Source organism: Psychrosphaera haliotis, assembly GCF_039523615.1.
GTDB classification, from domain to species: domain Bacteria; phylum Pseudomonadota; class Gammaproteobacteria; order Enterobacterales; family Alteromonadaceae; genus Psychrosphaera; species Psychrosphaera haliotis.
On record NZ_BAAAFQ010000001.1, the window covers coordinates 294,088 to 313,748 of the forward strand.

General features: G+C 37.7%; 18 protein-coding genes. 6 read left to right on the forward strand and 12 right to left on the reverse strand.

What is annotated here, in order from left to right:
* Window positions 1-34: 34 nt before the first annotated feature.
* Window positions 35-2,449 (forward strand): PAS domain-containing protein, encoded by a 2,415-nt coding sequence (locus ABD009_RS01295; RefSeq protein WP_343822230.1) that lies wholly within the window; start codon window positions 35-37, stop codon window positions 2,447-2,449.
* 131 nt (window positions 2,450-2,580) lie between these two features.
* On the forward strand, window positions 2,581-4,938 hold the full coding sequence (locus ABD009_RS01300) for a carbohydrate binding family 9 domain-containing protein (protein WP_343822231.1): 2,358 nt from the start codon (window positions 2,581-2,583) through the stop codon (window positions 4,936-4,938).
* 69 nt (window positions 4,939-5,007) lie between these two features.
* On the opposite strand, the gene ABD009_RS01305 is transcribed toward ABD009_RS01300, so the two are convergent.
* The 3 genes from ABD009_RS01305 to ABD009_RS01315 are packed head-to-tail and all read right to left on the reverse strand — an operon-like array spanning window position 5,008 to window position 7,137.
* Window positions 5,008-5,589, reverse strand: coding sequence for a glutathione S-transferase family protein (locus ABD009_RS01305; RefSeq protein WP_343822232.1), 582 nt, complete (start codon window positions 5,587-5,589; stop codon window positions 5,008-5,010).
* Between the two features lie 8 nt (window positions 5,590-5,597).
* Window positions 5,598-6,374, reverse strand: coding sequence for a methyltransferase (locus ABD009_RS01310; RefSeq protein WP_343822233.1), 777 nt, complete (start codon window positions 6,372-6,374; stop codon window positions 5,598-5,600).
* A 1-nt stretch (window position 6,375) separates the two neighbouring features.
* Entirely contained in the window at window positions 6,376-7,137 is a 762-nt protein-coding gene (locus ABD009_RS01315) for a Nif3-like dinuclear metal center hexameric protein (protein ID WP_343822234.1), read from the reverse strand.
* A gap of 186 nt (window positions 7,138-7,323) precedes the next feature.
* Here ABD009_RS01315 and ABD009_RS01320 point away from each other — a divergent pair, with 186 nt between their 5' ends.
* Entirely contained in the window at window positions 7,324-7,695 is a 372-nt protein-coding gene (locus ABD009_RS01320; protein WP_343822235.1) for a hypothetical protein, read from the forward strand.
* Between the two features lie 80 nt (window positions 7,696-7,775).
* Here ABD009_RS01320 and ABD009_RS01325 read toward each other — a convergent pair whose 3' ends face one another.
* The 5 genes from ABD009_RS01325 to ABD009_RS01345 all read right to left on the reverse strand — a co-directional run bounded on the left by ABD009_RS01325 (window position 7,776) and on the right by ABD009_RS01345 (window position 13,567).
* Entirely contained in the window at window positions 7,776-8,087 is a 312-nt protein-coding gene (locus tag ABD009_RS01325; RefSeq protein ID WP_155694715.1) for an integration host factor subunit alpha, read from the reverse strand.
* Window positions 8,088-8,091: 4 nt separating this feature from the next.
* Complete coding sequence (pheT, locus tag ABD009_RS01330) at window positions 8,092-10,503, reverse strand: phenylalanine--tRNA ligase subunit beta (protein WP_343822236.1); 2,412 nt, start codon at window positions 10,501-10,503, stop codon at window positions 8,092-8,094.
* Window positions 10,504-10,514: 11 nt separating this feature from the next.
* Window positions 10,515-11,495: a phenylalanine--tRNA ligase subunit alpha gene (pheS, locus tag ABD009_RS01335; protein WP_155694711.1), complete on the reverse strand. Its 981-nt coding sequence runs from the start codon at window positions 11,493-11,495 to the stop codon at window positions 10,515-10,517.
* Between the two features lie 195 nt (window positions 11,496-11,690).
* Window positions 11,691-12,383 carry a DnaA regulatory inactivator Hda gene (hda, locus tag ABD009_RS01340; protein WP_343822237.1) on the reverse strand — a complete coding sequence of 231 codons (693 nt, stop codon included), beginning with the start codon at window positions 12,381-12,383 and terminating at the stop codon, window positions 11,691-11,693.
* Entirely contained in the window at window positions 12,383-13,567 is a 1,185-nt protein-coding gene (locus tag ABD009_RS01345; RefSeq protein ID WP_343822238.1) for a DUF2066 domain-containing protein, read from the reverse strand. The genes hda and ABD009_RS01345 overlap by 1 nt, the downstream gene beginning before the upstream one ends.
* Window positions 13,568-13,730: 163 nt before the next feature.
* On the opposite strand from ABD009_RS01345, the gene ABD009_RS01350 reads away from it, so the two are divergent.
* The 3 genes from ABD009_RS01350 to ABD009_RS01360 are packed head-to-tail and all read left to right on the forward strand — an operon-like array spanning window position 13,731 to window position 16,347.
* Window positions 13,731-14,096 carry a histidine triad nucleotide-binding protein gene (locus ABD009_RS01350; protein ID WP_343822239.1) on the forward strand — a complete coding sequence of 122 codons (366 nt, stop codon included), beginning with the start codon at window positions 13,731-13,733 and terminating at the stop codon, window positions 14,094-14,096.
* Complete coding sequence (locus tag ABD009_RS01355; RefSeq protein WP_343822240.1) at window positions 14,096-14,701, forward strand: tRNA-uridine aminocarboxypropyltransferase; 606 nt, start codon at window positions 14,096-14,098, stop codon at window positions 14,699-14,701. The genes ABD009_RS01350 and ABD009_RS01355 overlap by 1 nt, the downstream gene beginning before the upstream one ends.
* A gap of 38 nt (window positions 14,702-14,739) precedes the next feature.
* Window positions 14,740-16,347 carry a GMC family oxidoreductase gene (locus ABD009_RS01360; protein WP_343822241.1) on the forward strand — a complete coding sequence of 536 codons (1,608 nt, stop codon included), beginning with the start codon at window positions 14,740-14,742 and terminating at the stop codon, window positions 16,345-16,347.
* A gap of 59 nt (window positions 16,348-16,406) precedes the next feature.
* Here ABD009_RS01360 and ABD009_RS01365 read toward each other — a convergent pair whose 3' ends face one another.
* The 4 genes from ABD009_RS01365 to kdsB are packed head-to-tail and all read right to left on the reverse strand — an operon-like array spanning window position 16,407 to window position 19,650.
* Window positions 16,407-17,327 (reverse strand): 2-hydroxyacid dehydrogenase, encoded by a 921-nt coding sequence (locus ABD009_RS01365; protein WP_343822242.1) that lies wholly within the window; start codon window positions 17,325-17,327, stop codon window positions 16,407-16,409.
* A complete protein-coding gene (gene tcdA, locus ABD009_RS01370) occupies window positions 17,324-18,142 on the reverse strand; it encodes a tRNA cyclic N6-threonylcarbamoyladenosine(37) synthase TcdA (RefSeq protein ID WP_343822243.1) in 819 nt (272 codons plus the stop codon). The genes ABD009_RS01365 and tcdA overlap by 4 nt, the downstream gene beginning before the upstream one ends.
* A complete protein-coding gene (locus ABD009_RS01375) occupies window positions 18,139-18,855 on the reverse strand; it encodes a TIGR01621 family pseudouridine synthase (RefSeq protein WP_343822244.1) in 717 nt (238 codons plus the stop codon). Before ABD009_RS01375 ends, tcdA begins: the two co-directional genes overlap by 4 nt.
* Window positions 18,856-19,650, reverse strand: coding sequence for a 3-deoxy-manno-octulosonate cytidylyltransferase (gene kdsB / locus ABD009_RS01380; protein WP_343822245.1), 795 nt, complete (start codon window positions 19,648-19,650; stop codon window positions 18,856-18,858).
* Between the last annotated feature and the right edge of the window lie 11 nt (window positions 19,651-19,661).

The following is a 19,661-nucleotide window of genomic DNA, read 5'->3' on the forward strand; positions in this document are numbered from 1 at the left end:
ATTTTTAAAAAATTAACAATGAGAACTTTCCTACATGATTATTATTGCCACATTTTGCCTTGTTGCAGCATTGTTAGCCGGCGTAGGTATAGGGTTATTGCTTAATAAAAAAGTAGGTGTAAATTTTAGCAACGACAACAGATCAAAAGACACTGATAAAAATAGCTCGAATAGTACAGCTGAAAACAACCAGTACTTTAATTTCTCTAACCGAACCTTTTTACTATTAGCAAACTCATTACCTACTTACCTAGTCATTATTAAAAATGATGGCACCGTACTATTTGTAAATGAGACGTTTAAAACATTTATTGGGGATAATCTACCTACATTTAAAATTAACTGGCTTTCTTTTGTTTCAAAAAACGACGTTGATAGAGTTAAAACTAAATGGCGTAGCGCGGTCAAAAGCAACCAATCAATTAGTTTTGAGTACCGGTTTGATGACGGCAAGGGACTAATTCAGCATATTGAAACCTTTCTAACTCCAATTACCAATCCAAACAGCGGTGAAATAGTTTGGTTCGCTAGCTCTATCAACAATTCAAAGTTAGAAGACTTTAAGAATCAATTAGAGCAGCTTGCCGCCAAAAGAGAGGGTATTTTACAAAACATGGAAGACGGTTTTATTAGTGTAACTGAGGATTTGTTTGTAGATTACGTTAATTTTAGAGCCGAGATCATGCTTCAACTTCCACAAAACTGTATTGGAATGAAATTAAAAGAAACAACGCGGTTCTTTGAGGAGCCGGATATACTAGCGCATATAAAATACGCGTTAAATAATACATCAAGTGATAACTTTGAATTTTCTTACAAAGGCTGCGATTACTTTATTCGGATATACCCTACTGCAACAGGGCTAAGTTTCTACTTTCAAGATATCACATCTGAGAAGTCTTCTAGAAACGAGTTAAAACTATTAAGAACGGCTATAGACAAAGCCAATGATGTCGTATTGATAACGACAGCAGAACTAGAAAAGCCAGGACCTACTGTCGTCTATGCAAATGAGGCTTTTGAGCGAGTCACTGGATATAGTCGCCAAGATATAATTGGCCAGAGTCCACGTTTGCTGCAAGGTAAAGAAACTGAACGAAAGAACTTAGATGTATTAAAAAATGCATTACAGTCTTCAGAACCTGTTCGTGTTTTGTTAACAAACTATTCAAAAGACGGACAGGCTTATTTTAATGAGGTAGATATCTCGCCGATTATAGACAAAAGCGGAGTGACTACCCATTTTGTAGCGATTGAGCGCGATATTAGTAAACAAAAAGAACAAGAAGATTTGGCTTTTAGAGCTCACAAAATGGACTCTATTGGCTTGGTTACTGGCGGAGTAGCTCACGATTTCAATAACTTATTAACAATTATATTAGGTAATTGTGAAATCCTTTCTAGCCAATTAGAAAACCAAAACGAAAATAAAAGTCAAGAATATTTACATGCTATATCGGATGCTACTCGACAAGGCGTATCACTTACGCGAAGCCTATTAGCTTTCTCTAAAAGGCAGCCTTTTAATAAAAACACTGTTGTAATTGATAATATTTTAACGTCTGTAATCCCTCTTATTAAAACCGCACTTGGCGCACAGTTTGAGTTTACTCTTAGTGATGAATGTAGTAACCGCAAATTGGCTGGTGATCATGCCCAATTAGAAAGCATGTTTTTGAATATGGCTATAAATGCTCGTGACGCTATGGATTGCAAAGGTTCATTTTCAATCTCTATTAAAGATAAAGTAGTTAAAGAAGCAGACAAGCTTAGCCAATACTTAAACCCTGCCAATTACACACTTATTCAGTTTAAAGACTCGGGTAAAGGTATGACACCTGAAGTAATAGATAAAATATTCGATCCCTTCTTTAGCACTAAAGCATTAACAAAAGGTACAGGCTTAGGCTTGAGTATGATTTATAGTTACGTGGATCAGTGCTCTGGTTATATAGCTGTAGAGTCAAAAATTAACCAAGGTACAACATTTAACGTTTATTTACCGGCAGGTAACACTGTTGAAAATGATCAGGATAAACAGCAGAAACTAATACAAGAGCAGGACTTAGTAACTGATTTCACGGGTAAAACAGTACTAATAACTGAAGATACTCAAATGGTGGCGAAAGTTGCCTGCCACATATTCAATGAACTTGGTTTTAACGTATTGTTGGCAACAGATGGCTTAGAAGCGTTAGACTTGTTTGAAGAGAACCCTCAGATAGACCTCTTATTCACTGATATTATTTTACCCAATGGTCTCACTGGAAAGGATGTTGCTAATAGAATCAAAGAGTCGGTACCAACTTTGCCTGTCATATTTACTTCAGGTTTCACAGACGGCAAATTGAAACATGATGATTATCAAACTACAAATACAGAATTTCTTCAAAAACCTTATACAAAGAAAGCTCTCGTTGAAACGGTTAACTTAATTACATTTTCCTAAACGACTTAACTTTGCCGTTTTGTTGCTCACCGCAATTTACAACCTACTATCCATTATTTGTGTAGAATATTTTACTATAACTTAGACGTCATTTTCTCTTATAGAATAAAATATAATAAATTGAGACCAAAATGAAGAAAGGATTTACCACTCAGGTAGCAGTGCTCTTTCTGTGCACCTCTGCTTTTTCTAATGCAAAAGTAGACCAAACGGACTTGCAACACATTACTTCTGATTTAGTTGCACCTACTGAAATTCCACGTATCCATAAACCTATCACTATTGATGGCCATATAAACGAAGCTATATGGACAAAAGCACGTCGCTTTTTAGTGAATAATGTTACGTTTCCCCATGAAAATATACCGTCTCCTGTTCAAACAGAAGCGTTTATGATGGAAGATGGTGAAAACCTATATGTTGCTTTTAAAGCTTATGATCCTGAACCTCATAAAATCCGCGCTTTTTTAAGTGACCGTGACAAAAACTGGAATGATGATTTAGTCGGGCTAAAAATAGATAGTTTTAACGACGATACCCTAGCCTATCAGTTTTTTATTAACCCTTTAGGTACTCAAACAGACTCTATAGAAAACGCACTTACTGGCCGTGAGAGTTCGTCTTGGAACGGTATATGGGATTCTGCAGGTAAGATTACAGAGTTTGGTTATACGGTAGAAATTGCAATCCCGTTAAGAATTTTAAACTTCAATGACCGCCTCGATATTCAGCAATGGGGTTATGAACTCGTTAGGTTTTACCCTAGAGATGAACGTTTAAGATTATCAAACGCAAAAATGGATCAAGGCCAGGATTGTTGGGTTTGTCAAATGCCTACACTGCAAGGGTTCAGAGGTGCCAAACAAGGAAATAACTTAACGGTAGTACCGACGTTAGTTAGTGGACAAACACAAACCAGAGAAATTAATACAACAAACAACCAAACAACCATTGAAGACTGGGAAGACGAATCTAATACCGATGTTGGATTAGACTTTAAATGGGGTATAACACCCGATGTGACTTTAAACGCCACACTAAACCCAGACTTTTCCCAAGTAGAAGCGGATTCAGGACAACTAAATGTTAACAATACATTTGCTTTATTTACGCCAGAAAAACGTTCCTTCTTTTTAGCCAACGAAGATTACTTTAGTACTCCATTAAGCCTTATTTATACTCGTAATATACAAGACCCTGACTATGGCGCCAAAGTAACAGGTAAAATGGGCGATCATTCGTTCGGTGGTTTTGTTGCCAATGACAAAACATCACTATTTTTACTTCCTGGTAATTTAGGCTCCAATGTTTATGAAGTAGATGAAAAAACAACAAATGGTGCGTTACGATATAGTTACTCTGTAAATGATGACTTAAAAATGGGCGCAACAACAACCATTCGTAAAAATAGTGAATATCATAACTATTTAACGAGCTTAGATACCCGTTATCAACCAAACCAAAATAATCGCGTCAACATACAAGTATTATCTTCAGATACATATTTAGCTCAAAGTTACATAGATGATATAAAAAACTCTGGTGACTATAGCTCAGAGCAAGAGTTAAGAGCTGACAAGATTAACGGCACCGATACAGCGTATAGAATCCATTATAACCATACCAACCGTGATTGGTTTTTTGATATGACACACATGAATATTGGTGAAAGCTTTAGGGCCGACTTAGCTTTCTTTAATAATACTGATCATAAAAAGACAGTTATTGGCGGTGGCCATATTTGGCGTGGTAACGATGAGGATTGGTGGACTAGGGTTCAATTGTCTGGCGATGTAGATTGGACACATAACCAACGCGGTGAAAAAATTGAGCAAGAAGCAGAGATGTATTTGAACGTTAATGGTCCTATGCAATCATTTTTACGCCATGGGATAGCAGCTCGCACTAAAGTTGGCAATCGAATTGATGAAACAACGTTAGCAATAGATGGAAATACAGAAGAGTTTGATGAGGTTTCATTTAGCTCTTGGATGGAGTTTAAGCCTACGTCGCATATCTGGCTAGGTAATTACCTTAGACTAGGTACAGGTATCGATTATAGTAACTCGAGACTAAGTGATGTATTTGTTTGGGAGCCTAAAATCACATGGCACGCCAATAAACACTTAGAAACGAAACTAGCGTTAAAACTATCAAACATGAAGTATAAAGGCGATGATATTTATACTGCTAACTTAATTGATTTGAGGTTAAGTTATCAGTTTAATATACGAAGTTTTTTACGGCTATCTGTAGTAGGTTATGACATTGAAAGAACGCTTGAAAACTATTTACCAGAAGTCAGAGATGACTTTAATTCAAATTACAAAAGTGTTTCTGCACAGTTATTATTTTCGTACAAGGTCAATCCACAAACATTATTTTTTGTAGGCTATTCCGATGGCGGTTATCAAGATGATGATTTGAGTAAAGTTACAAAAAATACCAGAAGTGTATTCTTAAAAATGAGCTATGCATGGATTATGTAAACGCTTAATTAATGTACCACCTAGTATAAGTAAAAAGCTCTTAATATGTTTAAGAGCTTTTTTATGCCTCTATTCTACTGGGCTTGTTTCTGAAACACCTAATTGACTTTGATTACGTTCTATAAATTCTAGAATGTTCTTCTGTTTAGAGAAGTCATATAAGTTCCTAAATCCAGCCCATTCAATTAATACTAACAAACTAATGGTTACATAGTTCCATTCAGCTAGACCACCCTCTCCTAGCTTGCTATCAAAATAAGAAAACGTTGCTTCGCTTCGTTCTCTCTGGATATTAAAATACAGCTTATCTTCGCTTGTATCTACCGCAGATCGTTTTAAAATCATCATATTAACAAGAGAGTCGTTACAACTATTAATTAGTGCTAAGTCATTCTTTTCTTGCCAATTAAGTGGGGCAAGATCTAATACTTCTTGTACATATTCAAAAGCTAAGTTTGAATCCAATAATAACGGTAAGTTAGTATTATCGGTGTCTTCAAACATAGGTATTTTTAACGTTGGGTTCACGCTTTTAAGCTTTTCCCTGTCGCTACCAAATATATTTGTATTCTCAAAATCGTAGGGCGTAGACGCCAGTAGAATACGAAGTCTCCTAACGTAAGGAGAAGTTAACGATCCATATATTTTCATTTTATTTCCTATACTTTAGTTAAAATGAGATGCATATAACGCCCAATTTCAGTATATGGGGCTAACTGACTGTACTTTAGCTCCATATCTAATATGTTATCAACATCACTTTCCCATTTATTAACATCTCTTATGTAGTCATGGAACACTCGAACACCAGATTTGATTGCAATAGTAAGCTTTTCTTCTGATACCCACTGGTATACATCTGCAGGTTCTAATGCAGACTGAGGGTTTAACTTTACAACCCTCTTCGCCTTCATACCCGCTCTTATGTAGTCAAAATTCCCATACACCAGATTACTCAACGTTTGACCTATTTTGTTATAGAACATAAAAGAAATAGCGCCACTAGGTTTACATAAGGCATTAAGAATTGAAAACGCTTCTCTTGGTTTTTCTAACCACTCAAATACCGCATGGCAAAGTACTAAGTCATATTTTTCATTAAGGTTTTCTGATAACTCTTGTAACGGAAGACACTTAAAATTGATATTTTCTAGTTCTTTTTCCTGCGTAGCCTGTTTGGCTATAGTTAACATTTCCTCTGATATGTCGGTTAACGTCACGTCATGGCCAAGCTCTGCGAGTCTAATTGCAAGTTGTCCTTGCCCACCACCCACATCAAGAACAGAAAGTGTTTTTCCAGAATCTAGGTTAAAGTCAATATACTGTTTTAAGTCTCTAGTTAGTACTGCCTCTCTAACTCTGCCTTTACTAGTTCCGTATATGTTCTTCCTAAAAGTGCCTTTTCTATCATCAAAGTTTTGGTCTGTAGTTGTCATATTAAACCGGATTGTGAATATCTATAAATGAAACATCGAGGTTGAAGTGCTCTTCTAAATGCTCACCTAAACTTTGTACACCGTAACGCTCGGTAGCATGATGACCTGCTGCAAAAAAATCGATATTTTGCTCTCGAGAACTGTGAATAGTTTGTTCTGATGCTTCACCTGTAATAAATGCGTCAAGTCCAGCATGTGCGACCACATCTATATAACTTTGCCCACCTCCTGTGCACCAGGCTACAGTTCTAATATCTTCATCTCTTACTGCATTAACTAATGGCTCACGCAATAAGTTCAGTTTTATTAGTTTAGCTAACTTGTTGGCTGTTGTGCCTGTGGGTAACTCGCCTTGCATTACTATCCCTTTCGGCTTTATCCCTGGAAATGGTTTAACATTTGTAATATTTAGTTTTTTAGCGAGCTGTATATTGTTGCCAAATTCAAAATGAACATCTATTGGCAAATGATAGGCTACTAAATTAATGTCATGTTTAAGTAGCTTTGCAATACGCCTTTTTTTCATGCCTGTTATCGGGTCAGATTCACCTTTCCAGAAATAACCATGATGCACTAATATCGCATCAGCCTTATTTTCAATTGCAGCATCTATTAATGCTTCCGAAGCAGTCACCCCGATTACTATTTTTTTTATTTTGGAGCAACCTTCTACTTGAAGTCCATTCGGGCAAAAATCTTTTATATTATTAGAATCAAGCAGTTCATCTAAATAGGAAATCAATTGGTTTACTTCTACAGACATAAAATCTCTCCAAAAAAACAATACTCCAATATTCTACGCACTTTTATTTATATTGTGCACTTTGACGAGCATTTAAGGCGAAAAACGTTCTTTTATAGTCTAATTTCTCTGTAAAGTTGAAATTTACCTTGAAAGTTTGTATAAATAAACTTCATCTTTTTTAAAATAATTATTTAGGTAAATATAATGAGTAAACTAGACAAAGATCAGGTCTTGTCTGACTTCACAGCAGCTTACGTAGCTAAAAATGGAAAAGAGCCATCAGTTGAAGTAAAGAGTGGTTGGTACAGCATCGATGGCGGTAAAAACGTTCGACTAGCTGCTATTGAAGAGATGACTCAAGAATTGTCTGGTTCAGCTCCATCGGCAAAAGCGGCAGAGCCAGCAAAGGCAAAAAAATCAGTTAAAAAAGCAGCGCCAGCAAGTAAAGTTGCAGAAGCAAAGTCTGCGGGCTTTAAAGTTGTTAAAAAAGGCGACGGATATAACCCAGCAAACTTCTGGTTAGACTATTTAGCATCACTTAATAGTGACAGTCGTACACCACAAGGTTTCTACTAAAGCTTATTCTATAAATAATGTTTTAATAGAATAAAAAAAACCAGCTTAAAGGCTGGTTTTTTTATACTTTAATTTTGAGTCTACTTTTCCTGCTTTACTAGTTCAGCAGTGCCAACTTCAACTCTAGCCTTTAGCTTTTGACCAGGTCTAAAAGTCACAACTCGACGAGCAGAGATTGGAATATCTTCTCCCGTTTTTGGATTTCTACCTGGGCGTGATTTTTTCTCACGCAGCTCAAAGTTACCAAAGCCAGAAAGCTTAACTTGTTGGCCACTTTCTAAGGTTGAACGAATTTTTTCAAAAAACTCTTCAACTAAACCTTTTGAGTCGGCCTTATTAAGACCTACTTTTTCAAACAACTGTTCTGCTATTTCTGCTTTGGTTAATGCCATAGTTTTATTGCCTTAGCGTCGCGTCAAATTTATCAGTTAACATATTCACTACTTGATCAATTTTAGTACTAATATCCTGTTCTTCCAATGTTTTTTCAACATCTTGTAGTACTAAAGAGATGGCTAAACTTTTATTGCCATCTTCTATACCTTCTCCACGGTACACATCGAACAAGTTTAGGTCAACCAATTGATTTCCGCCAATATTTTTAATTTCTTTTAAGATCTCGCCAGCATTAACAGCTTCTTTTACAACTACAGCGATATCTCTTCTATTGGATGGATACTTAGAAACTGGCTTTGCGTCCGGTAAGTTTCTAACTTCAATCTCTGACAAGATTAGTTCAAAAACAAAAGTTTTTCCGTTTAAGCCGATAGTTTTTTCTATTTGTGGATGAACGGCCCCAACATACCCAATCACATTACCATTTCTGGTAATTTGTGCTGATTGTCCTGGGTGCAAGGCAGCAGAGTTTCTATCGCCACTTGCCATCGGCAAAAATTCGATATTACCCACCGACGCTGTTTTGGCCAGCAATGCTTCTACATCACCTTTAATATCGTAGAAATCAACTGCTCTTGGGTTACCATCCCAATATTCTCCATTAACTGTGCCTGAAATAACACCTGCTAACATAGCTTCTTGGCGAATATTCATTTCAGAGTTAGTGTCTGGCAAGAACCTTAAGCCAGTTTCAAATAAACGAACTCGGCTTTGTTGTCTCTTTTGGTTATTAGAAACAGCCGGTAATAAACCTGACCACAAGCTTAGTCTCATTACTGACATATCTGCTGAAATAGGATGTGGTAAAACTAAGCCTGATTCATTCGGGAACAAAGCTGACTGAACTTTAGGATCAACAAAACTATAAGTGATAGCTTCTTGATAACCTAAGTCTACCAACGTTGAAGAAAACACATTCTTTTCAATATTCTTTTCAGGATGGCTAGGCATCTTTAAAGAAGCCGTTGGCGCAATATTCGGAATGTTGTTATAACCGTACACACGAGCAACTTCTTCAATTAAGTCTTCTTCAATATTGATATCGAATCTGAAGCTAGGAGAGATGGCTGACCATGTTCCATTTTCAAAAGAAACATCTAATCCCAAACGGCTTAGTATAGTTGTTACTTCTTCATCACTAATTACATGACCTAATACTCTGTCTAGTCTTTCACGACGTAAAGAAACCACAGGCTCTTTAGGTAACTCATCATTGTTTACTGCTTCAACAATTGGGCCTGCTTCTCCACCGGCAATCTCTAACAATAGTTGAGTTGCTCTTTCCATTGCAGTGCGTTGCAGTTTAAAATCTACGCCACGTTCATAGCGGTGAGATGCATCAGTATGCAAACCGTAACGACGCGCTGCGCCTGCCATTGTCACAGGTGAGAAAAATGCGCTTTCTAAAAGAACGTCTTTAGTTTCTGTTGTGACACCAGAGTTTAAGCCACCAAACACACCGGCAATTGCTAGCGGCTTATTGTGATCAGCAATAACTAAAGTTTTTTCATATAACTTAACTTCAGACTCATCCAGTAAAACTAACTTTTCATCTTTGTTGGCTAGTCGTACTTTTATTCCGCCTTCAATCTTAGATAAATCAAATGCATGCATTGGATGACCAAGCTCTAACAATACAAAATTAGTAATATCAACAACCGGGTCAATTGAGCGGATACCACTTCTGCGTAACTTTTCAGTCATCCACAATGGTGTTGTTGCATTAACGTTAATGCCTTTTACTACACGACCTAAATAACGAGGACAAGATGTTGGTGCTTCTAATTCAATTGATACTTTATCTTCAATTGACATAGGTACGTCTTTAACGTTTAGAGCTTTAACATCTTCGTTATTCAGAACACCAACTTCGCGCGCAACACCTAATATTCCAAGGCAATCACTACGGTTTGGAGTTAAATCGATCTCAATAATTTGATCGTTTAAATCTAAATACTCTCTAACATCCGTGCCTAAAGGCGCGTCGTTTGGTAACTCTAAGATACCGTCGCTGTCATCAGCCATACCTAATTCAGACCAAGAACAAAGCATACCAAAAGAAGGTTGGCCTCTTAATTTAGCTTTCTTGATCTTAAAGTCACCCGGTAAAACCGCGCCTACCATAGCAACAGCCACTTTAAGACCTAAACGACAATTTTTAGCACCACAAACAATATCGATTAGTTCGCCATCGCCTGCAGTACCAACATTTATTTTTGTAATCTGAAGTTTATCTGCTTCAGGATGCTTGCCACATTCAACTACTTCACCAACAACTACACCGGTAAAATCTGCTGCTGCGGGCTCAACACCATCAACTTCTAGCCCAGCCATAGAAAGCTGTTCGCTTAATTCATTAGTTGATATGCTCGGGTTCACCCATTCACGTAACCACTTTTCACTAAATTTCATTGGATGAATTCCTATTTAAACTGCTTTAAGAAACGAAGATCGTTTTCGAAGAAAGAACGTAAGTCATTTACGCCGTAACGCAACATTGTTAATCGTTCAACGCCCATGCCAAAGGCAAAGCCAGTATATTCTTCTGGATCAATTCCCACTGAACGAAGTACATTTGGGTGGACCATGCCACAACCAAGTACTTCCAACCATTTACCATTTTTACCCATCACATCAACTTCAGCTGACGGTTCAGTAAATGGAAAATAAGATGGGCGGAATCTAATTTGTAAATCTTCTTCAAAGAATTGGTGAAGGAAGTCATGCAATATGCCTTTTAGCTCAGCAAAACTTACATTCTTGTCAACCATTAGACCTTCAACTTGGTGGAACATTGGCGTATGAGTTTGGTCATAATCGTTACGGTAAACACGGCCTGGAGATATGATTCTCAACGGTGGTTTCTCTGTTTCCATAGTACGAATTTGAACACCAGAGGTTTGCGTTCGTAAAACCGTATCTGCGGTAAAGTAGAACGTATCGTGATCGGCACGAGCTGGGTGATGTTCTGGTATATTTAGCGCATCAAAGTTATGAAAACCGTCTTCTACTTCTGGACCCTGTTTTACTTCAAAGCCTAAATCGCCAAAGAATTGCTGAATTCGTTCGATAGTTCTATTTACCGGGTGTATATTTCCAGGCTCTATACCACGACCAGACTTAGTAACGTCAATAGTTTCAGCCGCCAGCTTCGCGTTTAATGCTTCAGCTTGCAGTGCTTCACGGCGTACCGTTAATGCCTTTTGTACGTCACCTTTTGCAACATTGATAGCCTGACCGGCTTCCTTACGTTGCTCGTGGTCCATTTTTCCTAAGCCTTTAAGTAACTCAGTGATCTTACCTTTTTTGCCTAGAAATTCGACTCGAACTTCTTCTAGCGATGCAATATCGTTAGCGTTGTTGATGGCTTCTTTTGCTAAGCCAACTGTTTCTTCTAAATTCATGGAAAACTCTTTTCGGTCATTGACGATCTTGTGAGATTCGGATTTCTATTTTCAGCCGTAAATATTAACGTAAAACCAGTCGAGATTTTAGTTCTATTTGGCTAATTTTGAGGGATTTTTTTACTTTTTTTTAAATGTTTGCTTTTAGGGCAAAGAGAGCTGGTTGATTTCTGAACGTTTTCTGTTTTTTAAACGTCAAATTCCCAATACTTCTTTCACAAACGGAACCGTAACAACTCGTTTCATGGCAACGCTCTGTCTTGCCATCGTATCGAGTGCCTGCATTAAAAAAATCATATTTCTAGGTAATCTATTAATAATAAATTTCGCAACTTCTTCCGTAACTTCAAATTCCATTAAATGGGCATGTTGAATAAGCGCCTCTATTTTTAATGCTTCAGTTAACTCTGGCAGTTGGTATAACGTACACCATTGTAGTCTTGAACCTAGGTCAGGTAATGTTAAGTTTAGATTGGTGGGAATGTCATGCCCAGCAAATATCACGGTTGCTTTGTTCTGCAACAAGGCATTAAATAGATTAAAAAGTGCCGTTTGCCACGCGTCGTTTTCCGACACTAAGTGTATATTGTCAATACAAACCACGTCGACTGAGTCTAACCCGTCTATTAAGCCGGGTTCTGCTGCTAACACTTGCTCTAAAGGCAATAGAATGCTCGTTTTGCCAATCTCATCTGCAAAGTGACATGCTGCATTTAAAAGGTGGGTACATCCAACACCATGCTGCCCTGCTAAATAGTGTGCTGTGAACTCTTCACTTTCTATAGCACTTCTTAATTCTTTAACAACCAAGCCTGCAAGGCCTTCACTTTCAACGAATGAGCTAAAAGTTTGAGTGCTGTTATAAGTAACCGGTAATAATAACTGCATTAGCGGTTTAACCATCGGTAATTCAAAACGCTAATTTGTTTTATATCCAAATTTGTTCCGTCTGCTTCTGCATCAGAGTTTGTATATTCTTTAGTTAACAAGTCTAGTTGTTGCTCCACTGATAACTCCGGCGCTTTTGAAACAGACTGAGTTTCTACACGTTCGAAGTTAGGTAATAGAGAAAGGGCCCTTATCACATCCAAACCTTGACCTGATAACCATAACGTAAACCGAGCTTGGTCGGCATTAACTTCATGAAGATATACTTTTTTTATTGGCGGTAAGTTGGTTAAATGTTTTTCAACTAACTTTAAATCTAACATGGATTTTAGATTGCTAATGGTGAACTCTATGTTCTGTTGTTTTATTTGTTGGTTACTCACAGAGTATTGGCTAGCGAAGTAATCTCCTAATGAGTTAACTAACTCTTTTAATACGTAAAACTGGTCACCATTAGAGGTTCCTTTGGTAAGAAACCTTCTGTCCTTAAATATACTGAAATCTAACAACCAACCTGACTGGTACTCTGGTTCTTTAAAGTTATCAACCGCTCGAAGTCTTGCCATTACAAAATATTCTGCTTCATACCTTTGGCTGGCTTTACTAACGACACCATCAAACTTAGCCCATACGTCAGAGGAGTATATTGTTTCGCTGTCTTGCTCATCCATCAAAGGTAACGTTAGAGGCAGCCCTCTGTTCTCACTACTTTGATTAATAACTTCTGCTATCTGCTGGAATTCCTGTTCATTGACAATAGTTCTATTAAGCCCCTCTTCTAAAACTAACCATAGAACAGCTTTAGGTCGTCTTTGACCCCAAATAGAAGCACCCACCTTTCTAACCAAAGCATCAATCTTTGTTTGATCAAATTGATCCACCAAAAAGACTCTGTTTTGACTGTCAGTATCAAAAGTGAATGACTTAATATAATTAGCGGTTTTTACTCTAATTTCATATTGAACGGTTTTATTATTTAATATTTCTCGTGAACCAGTGACTTTAGTTAAAACTTGCTCTATCGCCCATTTATGAGCTTTAACCCTAGTTTTTTGGGATTTATCAGTAACAAGTATTTTCCCTGTATATAAGCCTTTAACCTCTACCGCATAAGAAAATGAGATTGAAGCCAAAAAAAGGACAGCAATAATAAAGCGATAAATCAATGTTACTTTTGCATTCACGATATGAGGATTTCCTTTGGGTTAGAGCCTAATCATACCCAATTAACTAAAACAAAAAAACACTATCATAAATAAATCTTCTTTTATTCAATACTAATCTTGCACATCATTCACTAGATCAGTAAAGTTTTTGTTTAAATTCTTCTTTTTAAGGCCCTTTGACGTGACTGAAGCCACAATTTTCGACAAGATAATTAACCGTGAGATACCCGCAACTATCATTTATGAAGATGATTATGTTTTAGCGTTTAATGACATTAACCCGCAGGCCCCAATTCATTTTTTAGTTATTCCAAAAGTTCAAATACGGACTGCAAATGATATTAACAATGATAATGCTGAGTTAGTTGGTAAGTTGTACGTTGCAGCGGCTAAAATTGCAGACGAAATGGGATTTGCTGACAATGGCTTTCGATGCGTAATGAACTGCAACCCCGATGGCGGTCAAACGGTTTATCATATCCATTTACATGTTTTAGCTGGCAAACCATTAGGCTGGCCTCCATATCAAGAAACTTTAAAAAAATAATGAGTAAGCGAAAAACCTGTTCGCACTGTATGTACCCTGAAACACGTTGTTTGTGCAGTTTTCTTACTCCTGTAAAACACAAAACAAAAATTACAATTATTCAGTGTGACAAGGAAGGGAGTAACGCTAAAAACACAGCAAAGTTACTGCCTTTTTTATCTAAAAACATTTCGATTGTCACAGAGCAAGATATTGCTGATATTAAATTACTAAGCGAACTTTCAATACAATCAGAAGAAACAGCAATTCTATTCCCTTCACAAGTTGCTAAACCTATATCTACTTGCGTGAACAACAACTTCTGTTTTGATCATTTAATTGTGATTGACGGCACCTGGAAAAAAGCTAAGAAACTGTTTTATACACACCCTTGGTTAAATGACCTAAGTCATGTCGCTTTATCAGAAGCTTATATGAGTCAATATGCCATTCGAAAAACATCTATTGATAACGGTTTATCAACTTTAGAAGCAATAGCGTATGCAATAGAAGAAAATGAAGGTGTCAATAATGTAGACATTTCTCCATTTTTTAAGTTACTAGATGGAATTAACAAAACTTTCATAGAGCATATGCCAAAGGACGTTAAGTCTAGATACCAATAAATGGTACCAGTGCGCTAATACTGAAAAAGGAGAATAAGTTGAAACATTTTGATTTTATTATTGTCGGCGGAGGCTCTGCAGGTTGTGTATTGGCAGCTCGCCTTTCAGAATGTGCAAACTTTTCTGTTCTTTTATTAGAAGCCGGTGGAGAAGATACTAGTCCGTTAATAAAAATGCCTGCAGGCGCTGTTTCTATGGTGCCAACCCATTACAATAATTGGGCATTTGATACCGCACCACAACAAGCAATGGCAAACCGTATTGGGTACCAACCTCGAGGAAAAGTGTTAGGTGGTAGTAGCGCTATTAATGCGATGATCTATATTCGAGGTCATCAACAAGACTATCAAGATTGGGCACACCTAGGTTGGGGTTGGGATGACGTATTGCCCTATTTTATTAAGTCGGAAAATAACCAAAACTTATATAACGACTCCAATAGTAAAGACCTCCACGGGCACAACGGGCCATTATATGTTTCTAATTCCTATTCAAACCACCCTATTGCTGATGCTTTTGTAGATGCAGGTGTGGCACTTGGTTACCCACATATAGACGATTTTAATGGTTTTGAACAAGAAGGCATGGGACGTTACCAAGTAACACAATATAAAGGACAACGTTTTAGTGCATCTAGGTCTTACCTAGAGCCAATTCGCTACCGTAACAATCTTACCGTCATTACTAATAGTGAAGTGGCTAAAGTTATATTAGAAGATAAAGTCTGCAAAGGTATTGAAACTCTAGATGGTAAAATATTTACCGCAGAAAAAGAGGTTTTGTTATCAGCAGGCGCAATAAAGTCACCACAAATCTTACTTCTGTCGGGTGTAGGTCCTAAAGAACAGTTAGCGAATAATAATATTAAGTTACAGCATGAATTAGATGGTGTAGGCCAAAACCTTCAAGACCATCCAGATTATGTTAGCTGTTTTGAGTCAAATCGAACTGATTTATATGGCCTATCGGCCTCAGCAATACCTAAAATGATAAAGCAGGCCTATCAATACTTTAAAAATGGGCAAGGTATATTAACGAGTAACTTTGCGGAGACCGGTGGCTTTTTGAAAACGGATAAAGCATTACAACGACCGGATATTCAATTTCACTTTGTGATCGCCACAGTTAAAGATCATGCTCGAGATTGGCGTACTAGTTTAAAACACGGTTTTAGCAATCATACCTGTGTTCTAAGGCCTAAAAGTGTTGGCAGCGTCACTCTAAAAAGTAACAACCCAACTGATTGCCCTATTATTGATCCCAACTTTCTAGCTCACGAAGACGATGTGAATACTATGTTGGCGGGCGTTAAAATGGCGAATCAAATACTGCAACACGATCTAATTAAAAGATATCAAGTATGCTCGATAAACCAAGATCAGAATTTAGATGATAATGAGCTTATCGATAAAATCAAAACTTTAACCGACTCAGTTTATCACCCAATTGGTACCTGCAAAATGGGATTACTTGATGACCCATCTGCCGTTGTAAATAATCAATTAGAAGTAATAGGAATTGAAAATCTAAGAGTCGTTGATGCTTCTGTATTTCCGAATCTAATTGGGGGCAATACTAACGCCCCTACTATTATGGTAGCCGAACGATGTGCTGACATGATTAAAGAGAAATGGCTTAACAATTAACAATTAACAATTAACAATTAACAATTAACAATTAACAATTAACAAGCCATTATCTTATACTAATAGCCTAGTGTCTTATCAACCACGTTTATAAGTTCTGTTCCGTCTAGAACGTTGTTGTAGTTTTCAATAACCTGTTCAACCGCTGTATTAACATTAGTTACTGCTGATACGTGTGGTGTAATGTGCAGATTGGGCGTTCGCCAGTATGGATGGCTTTCTGGTAATGGCTCTATATCAAACACATCTAAATATGCAGCTGCTATCTCTTTGTTATAAAGGGCAGCAATTACACTATCTTCATTAACATGCCCGCCGCGCGCCACATTGATGAGCACCGCGTCGGTTTTCATTTTACTGAAAACCTCATCGTCAATAATACCTTTTGTATCGGTAGTTAGCGGCAATAAGCAAACTAGATAGTCTACGTTTTGAATCAAGGAATCAAAGCCAACATTACCACTCATGCAGTCAATTGTTGGGTGACTCTTCTCTGTTCTGCTCCAACCTTTTACACGATAGCCGTTTTTTATTAAAACCTCTCCAACATGCATTCCTAGCTTTCCTAAGCCTAAAATGCCAACATCCCTTCCCTTACGATTACTTCGAGGTTTCCATAGCGCTAAAGATTGCTGTGTTTGATATGTTGGTAGTCGAAGTCTGTATTGATTTACGATAGTTAAAACATACTGCGCCATATTCTCAGATAAGTCGGCATCCACTATTCGAGTTACCGGCACATTTGGTAACTGTGGGTCAGCAAATATCGAGTCAACACCAGCGCCAAAAGAAGACACGGCTTTTAAGTTCTTAAACAGGACTAAACTGCCAGGTTCATGTTGCCATACTAAAGCGAGTTCAACGTCATCTGGCTTTGCAACATCAGGCCATACTTCAATATTTTCACTGCCAATACGTTCTGCTAATTTCGCTACTAATTTATCAGTATTTCTATCGGGGATATTGATTAACAAGCTCATAGACTTTCCTTTTTATTCAAACGCTCCATTTTACTAATGTGCTTAGTTATGGCTTTTGACGCAGCAAAAAATCCAAACGTGCCCGTTACCATTGTCGCTGCACCAAATCCCATATTGCAATCTAGTCGCATGCTACCTTCTGCTGATACCTTAGCAGCACAAACGGAGCCATCGGCTTGAGGATATTGCAGCTGTTCCTTACTATATACACAGTCCACTGAGAACTTTCGTTTAGGGTTTTTACTAAAGTTAAAATCTCGACGTAGCTGGTTTCTAACTTTAGACAACAATGGATCGTGTGTGGTTTTTGCCAAGTCGCCAAACTGTATTTGGCTAGGATCTGTTTGTCCGCCGGCACCACCTGTTACAACTAAATTGATTTTGTTTCTATGGCAATGTGCAATTAATGCCGTTTTTGCAGCAATGCTATCAATTGCATCGATGACAACGTCAAAACTTGACTCATGGCGAGTACCAAAGATCTCAATTAAATTGTCAGTGGTTACAAAATCCTCTATACAATGAACTTCGCAGTCCGGGTTTATTTGTTTAATTCGCTCAGCCATCACGTCTACTTTAGACTTACCTACAGTTGAAGACATTGCATGAATTTGGCGATTAGTATTTGTAGTACAAACATCATCTAAATCTATAAGTGTGATTGTACCAATTCCTGAGCGCGCTAATGCTTCTGCCGCCCATGTACCAACGCCACCAATACCAACTACACAAAAGTGAGCTTGCTTTAGCCAAAGGTGTGGCTCTACACCATAAAGTCGAGTTATTCCGCCAAAACGGATCTCATAATCACTCATATTTTATACTCTTTATTACTGACTTTTGCTGGCCAAGGTAAGTCATTGGCTTCTTCTAAAACCGCATTAATCAAATCAAGTTGCGATGCAAACTCATCGCCTTCATCTGGCATTGATTGAACTGAAATCAAGTCTTCGCCATACTGAAAATCTAATTTAGCGCTATGCAGGTAAACGCGATCACTACTTTGACCACCATAAAGCTCATCGCCTAAAATAGGCGCTGACAAGCTTTTTAAGGCGACTCTTAGCTGATGAGTTTTACCACTTTCTGGTTTAAGTAAATAAAGTCTAAAGCCGGCTTTATCTGGATTTGTATAACTAAAAAAGCGAGTAACTGCAGGATTTTGTTTGGTTTTTAAAAGCTTCCATTGAGAACGACGGGCTTTTTCCATATCGCCAATAATGGCACCCTGCTTTTTTTTAGGTTTCATATTTGATATTGCTAGATAAAACTTGGTGATTTCTCTAGCGCTAAAAGCGTCTTGAAAACGAGCCGCCGCTTGGCTGTTTCTCGCTAATATCAATAAACCTGAAGTGACTTTATCAAGACGATGAACAGGAAATAACTCTTCCTTGAAGTAACTCGCACAAGTATTAAAAAAACCTTGGCCAATATCACCTTCATCATGAAAGTTTACATTGGCTGGCTTATTAACTATGTAAAAGTCATTGTGTTCTAAAACAACATTTATGCTCAACTCGGATTCCATTTATTGTTGTTTTAAACTCGCCACTAATCTTCGAACCTGCTCGAGGTCTTCTGGTGTATCGACACCGGCCGGCGGTGGCTCAATCGCTAAATCAACATGAATACTTTTGCCTTGCCATAAGACTCTTAACTGCTCTAACGATTCAATTTGCTCCAACTGTGAAGTTGGCCAACTGATATAGTCTTTAATGAATCCGGCCGTATAAGCATAAATGCCGATATGTCTTTGATATGGAAAATCGAGGTTTATGTCCGCTGCTTGTTTAGTGAACTGGTCTCTGTCATAAGGTAAAGCTGAACGGGAAAAAGTTAACGCCAAACCATCTTTGTTGGTGACAACTTTAACAACATTAGGGTTTATTAATTCATTATAAGAGCAAATGCTCTCTGACAAGGTTGCCATTCCAACGTTCTGATCTTTTAACTTGATTAAATTAGCAGCAAGTTGCTGAATGTTAACCGACGGGATCATAGGTTCATCGCCTTGCACGTTTACCACAACGGTATCATCTTCGAAGCCATAAATATTCAATACTTCGGCCAGGCGCTCGGTGCCTGATTCATGACTTTTTGCAGTCATACAAACTTCGCCGCCAAAGGCTTTAACTGCATCAAAAACACGTTGATCATCCGTAGCTACAATTACTTTTGAAGCGCCAGAAGCAACTCCACGTTCGTATACCCACTGCACCATAGGTTTGTCGTCTATGATTGCTAATGGTTTACCCGGTAGTCTTGTTGAGTCATAACGAGCTGGAATAACAACTATAAAGTCATGTGTTTTTTGATTTATCATTGAATACTCTT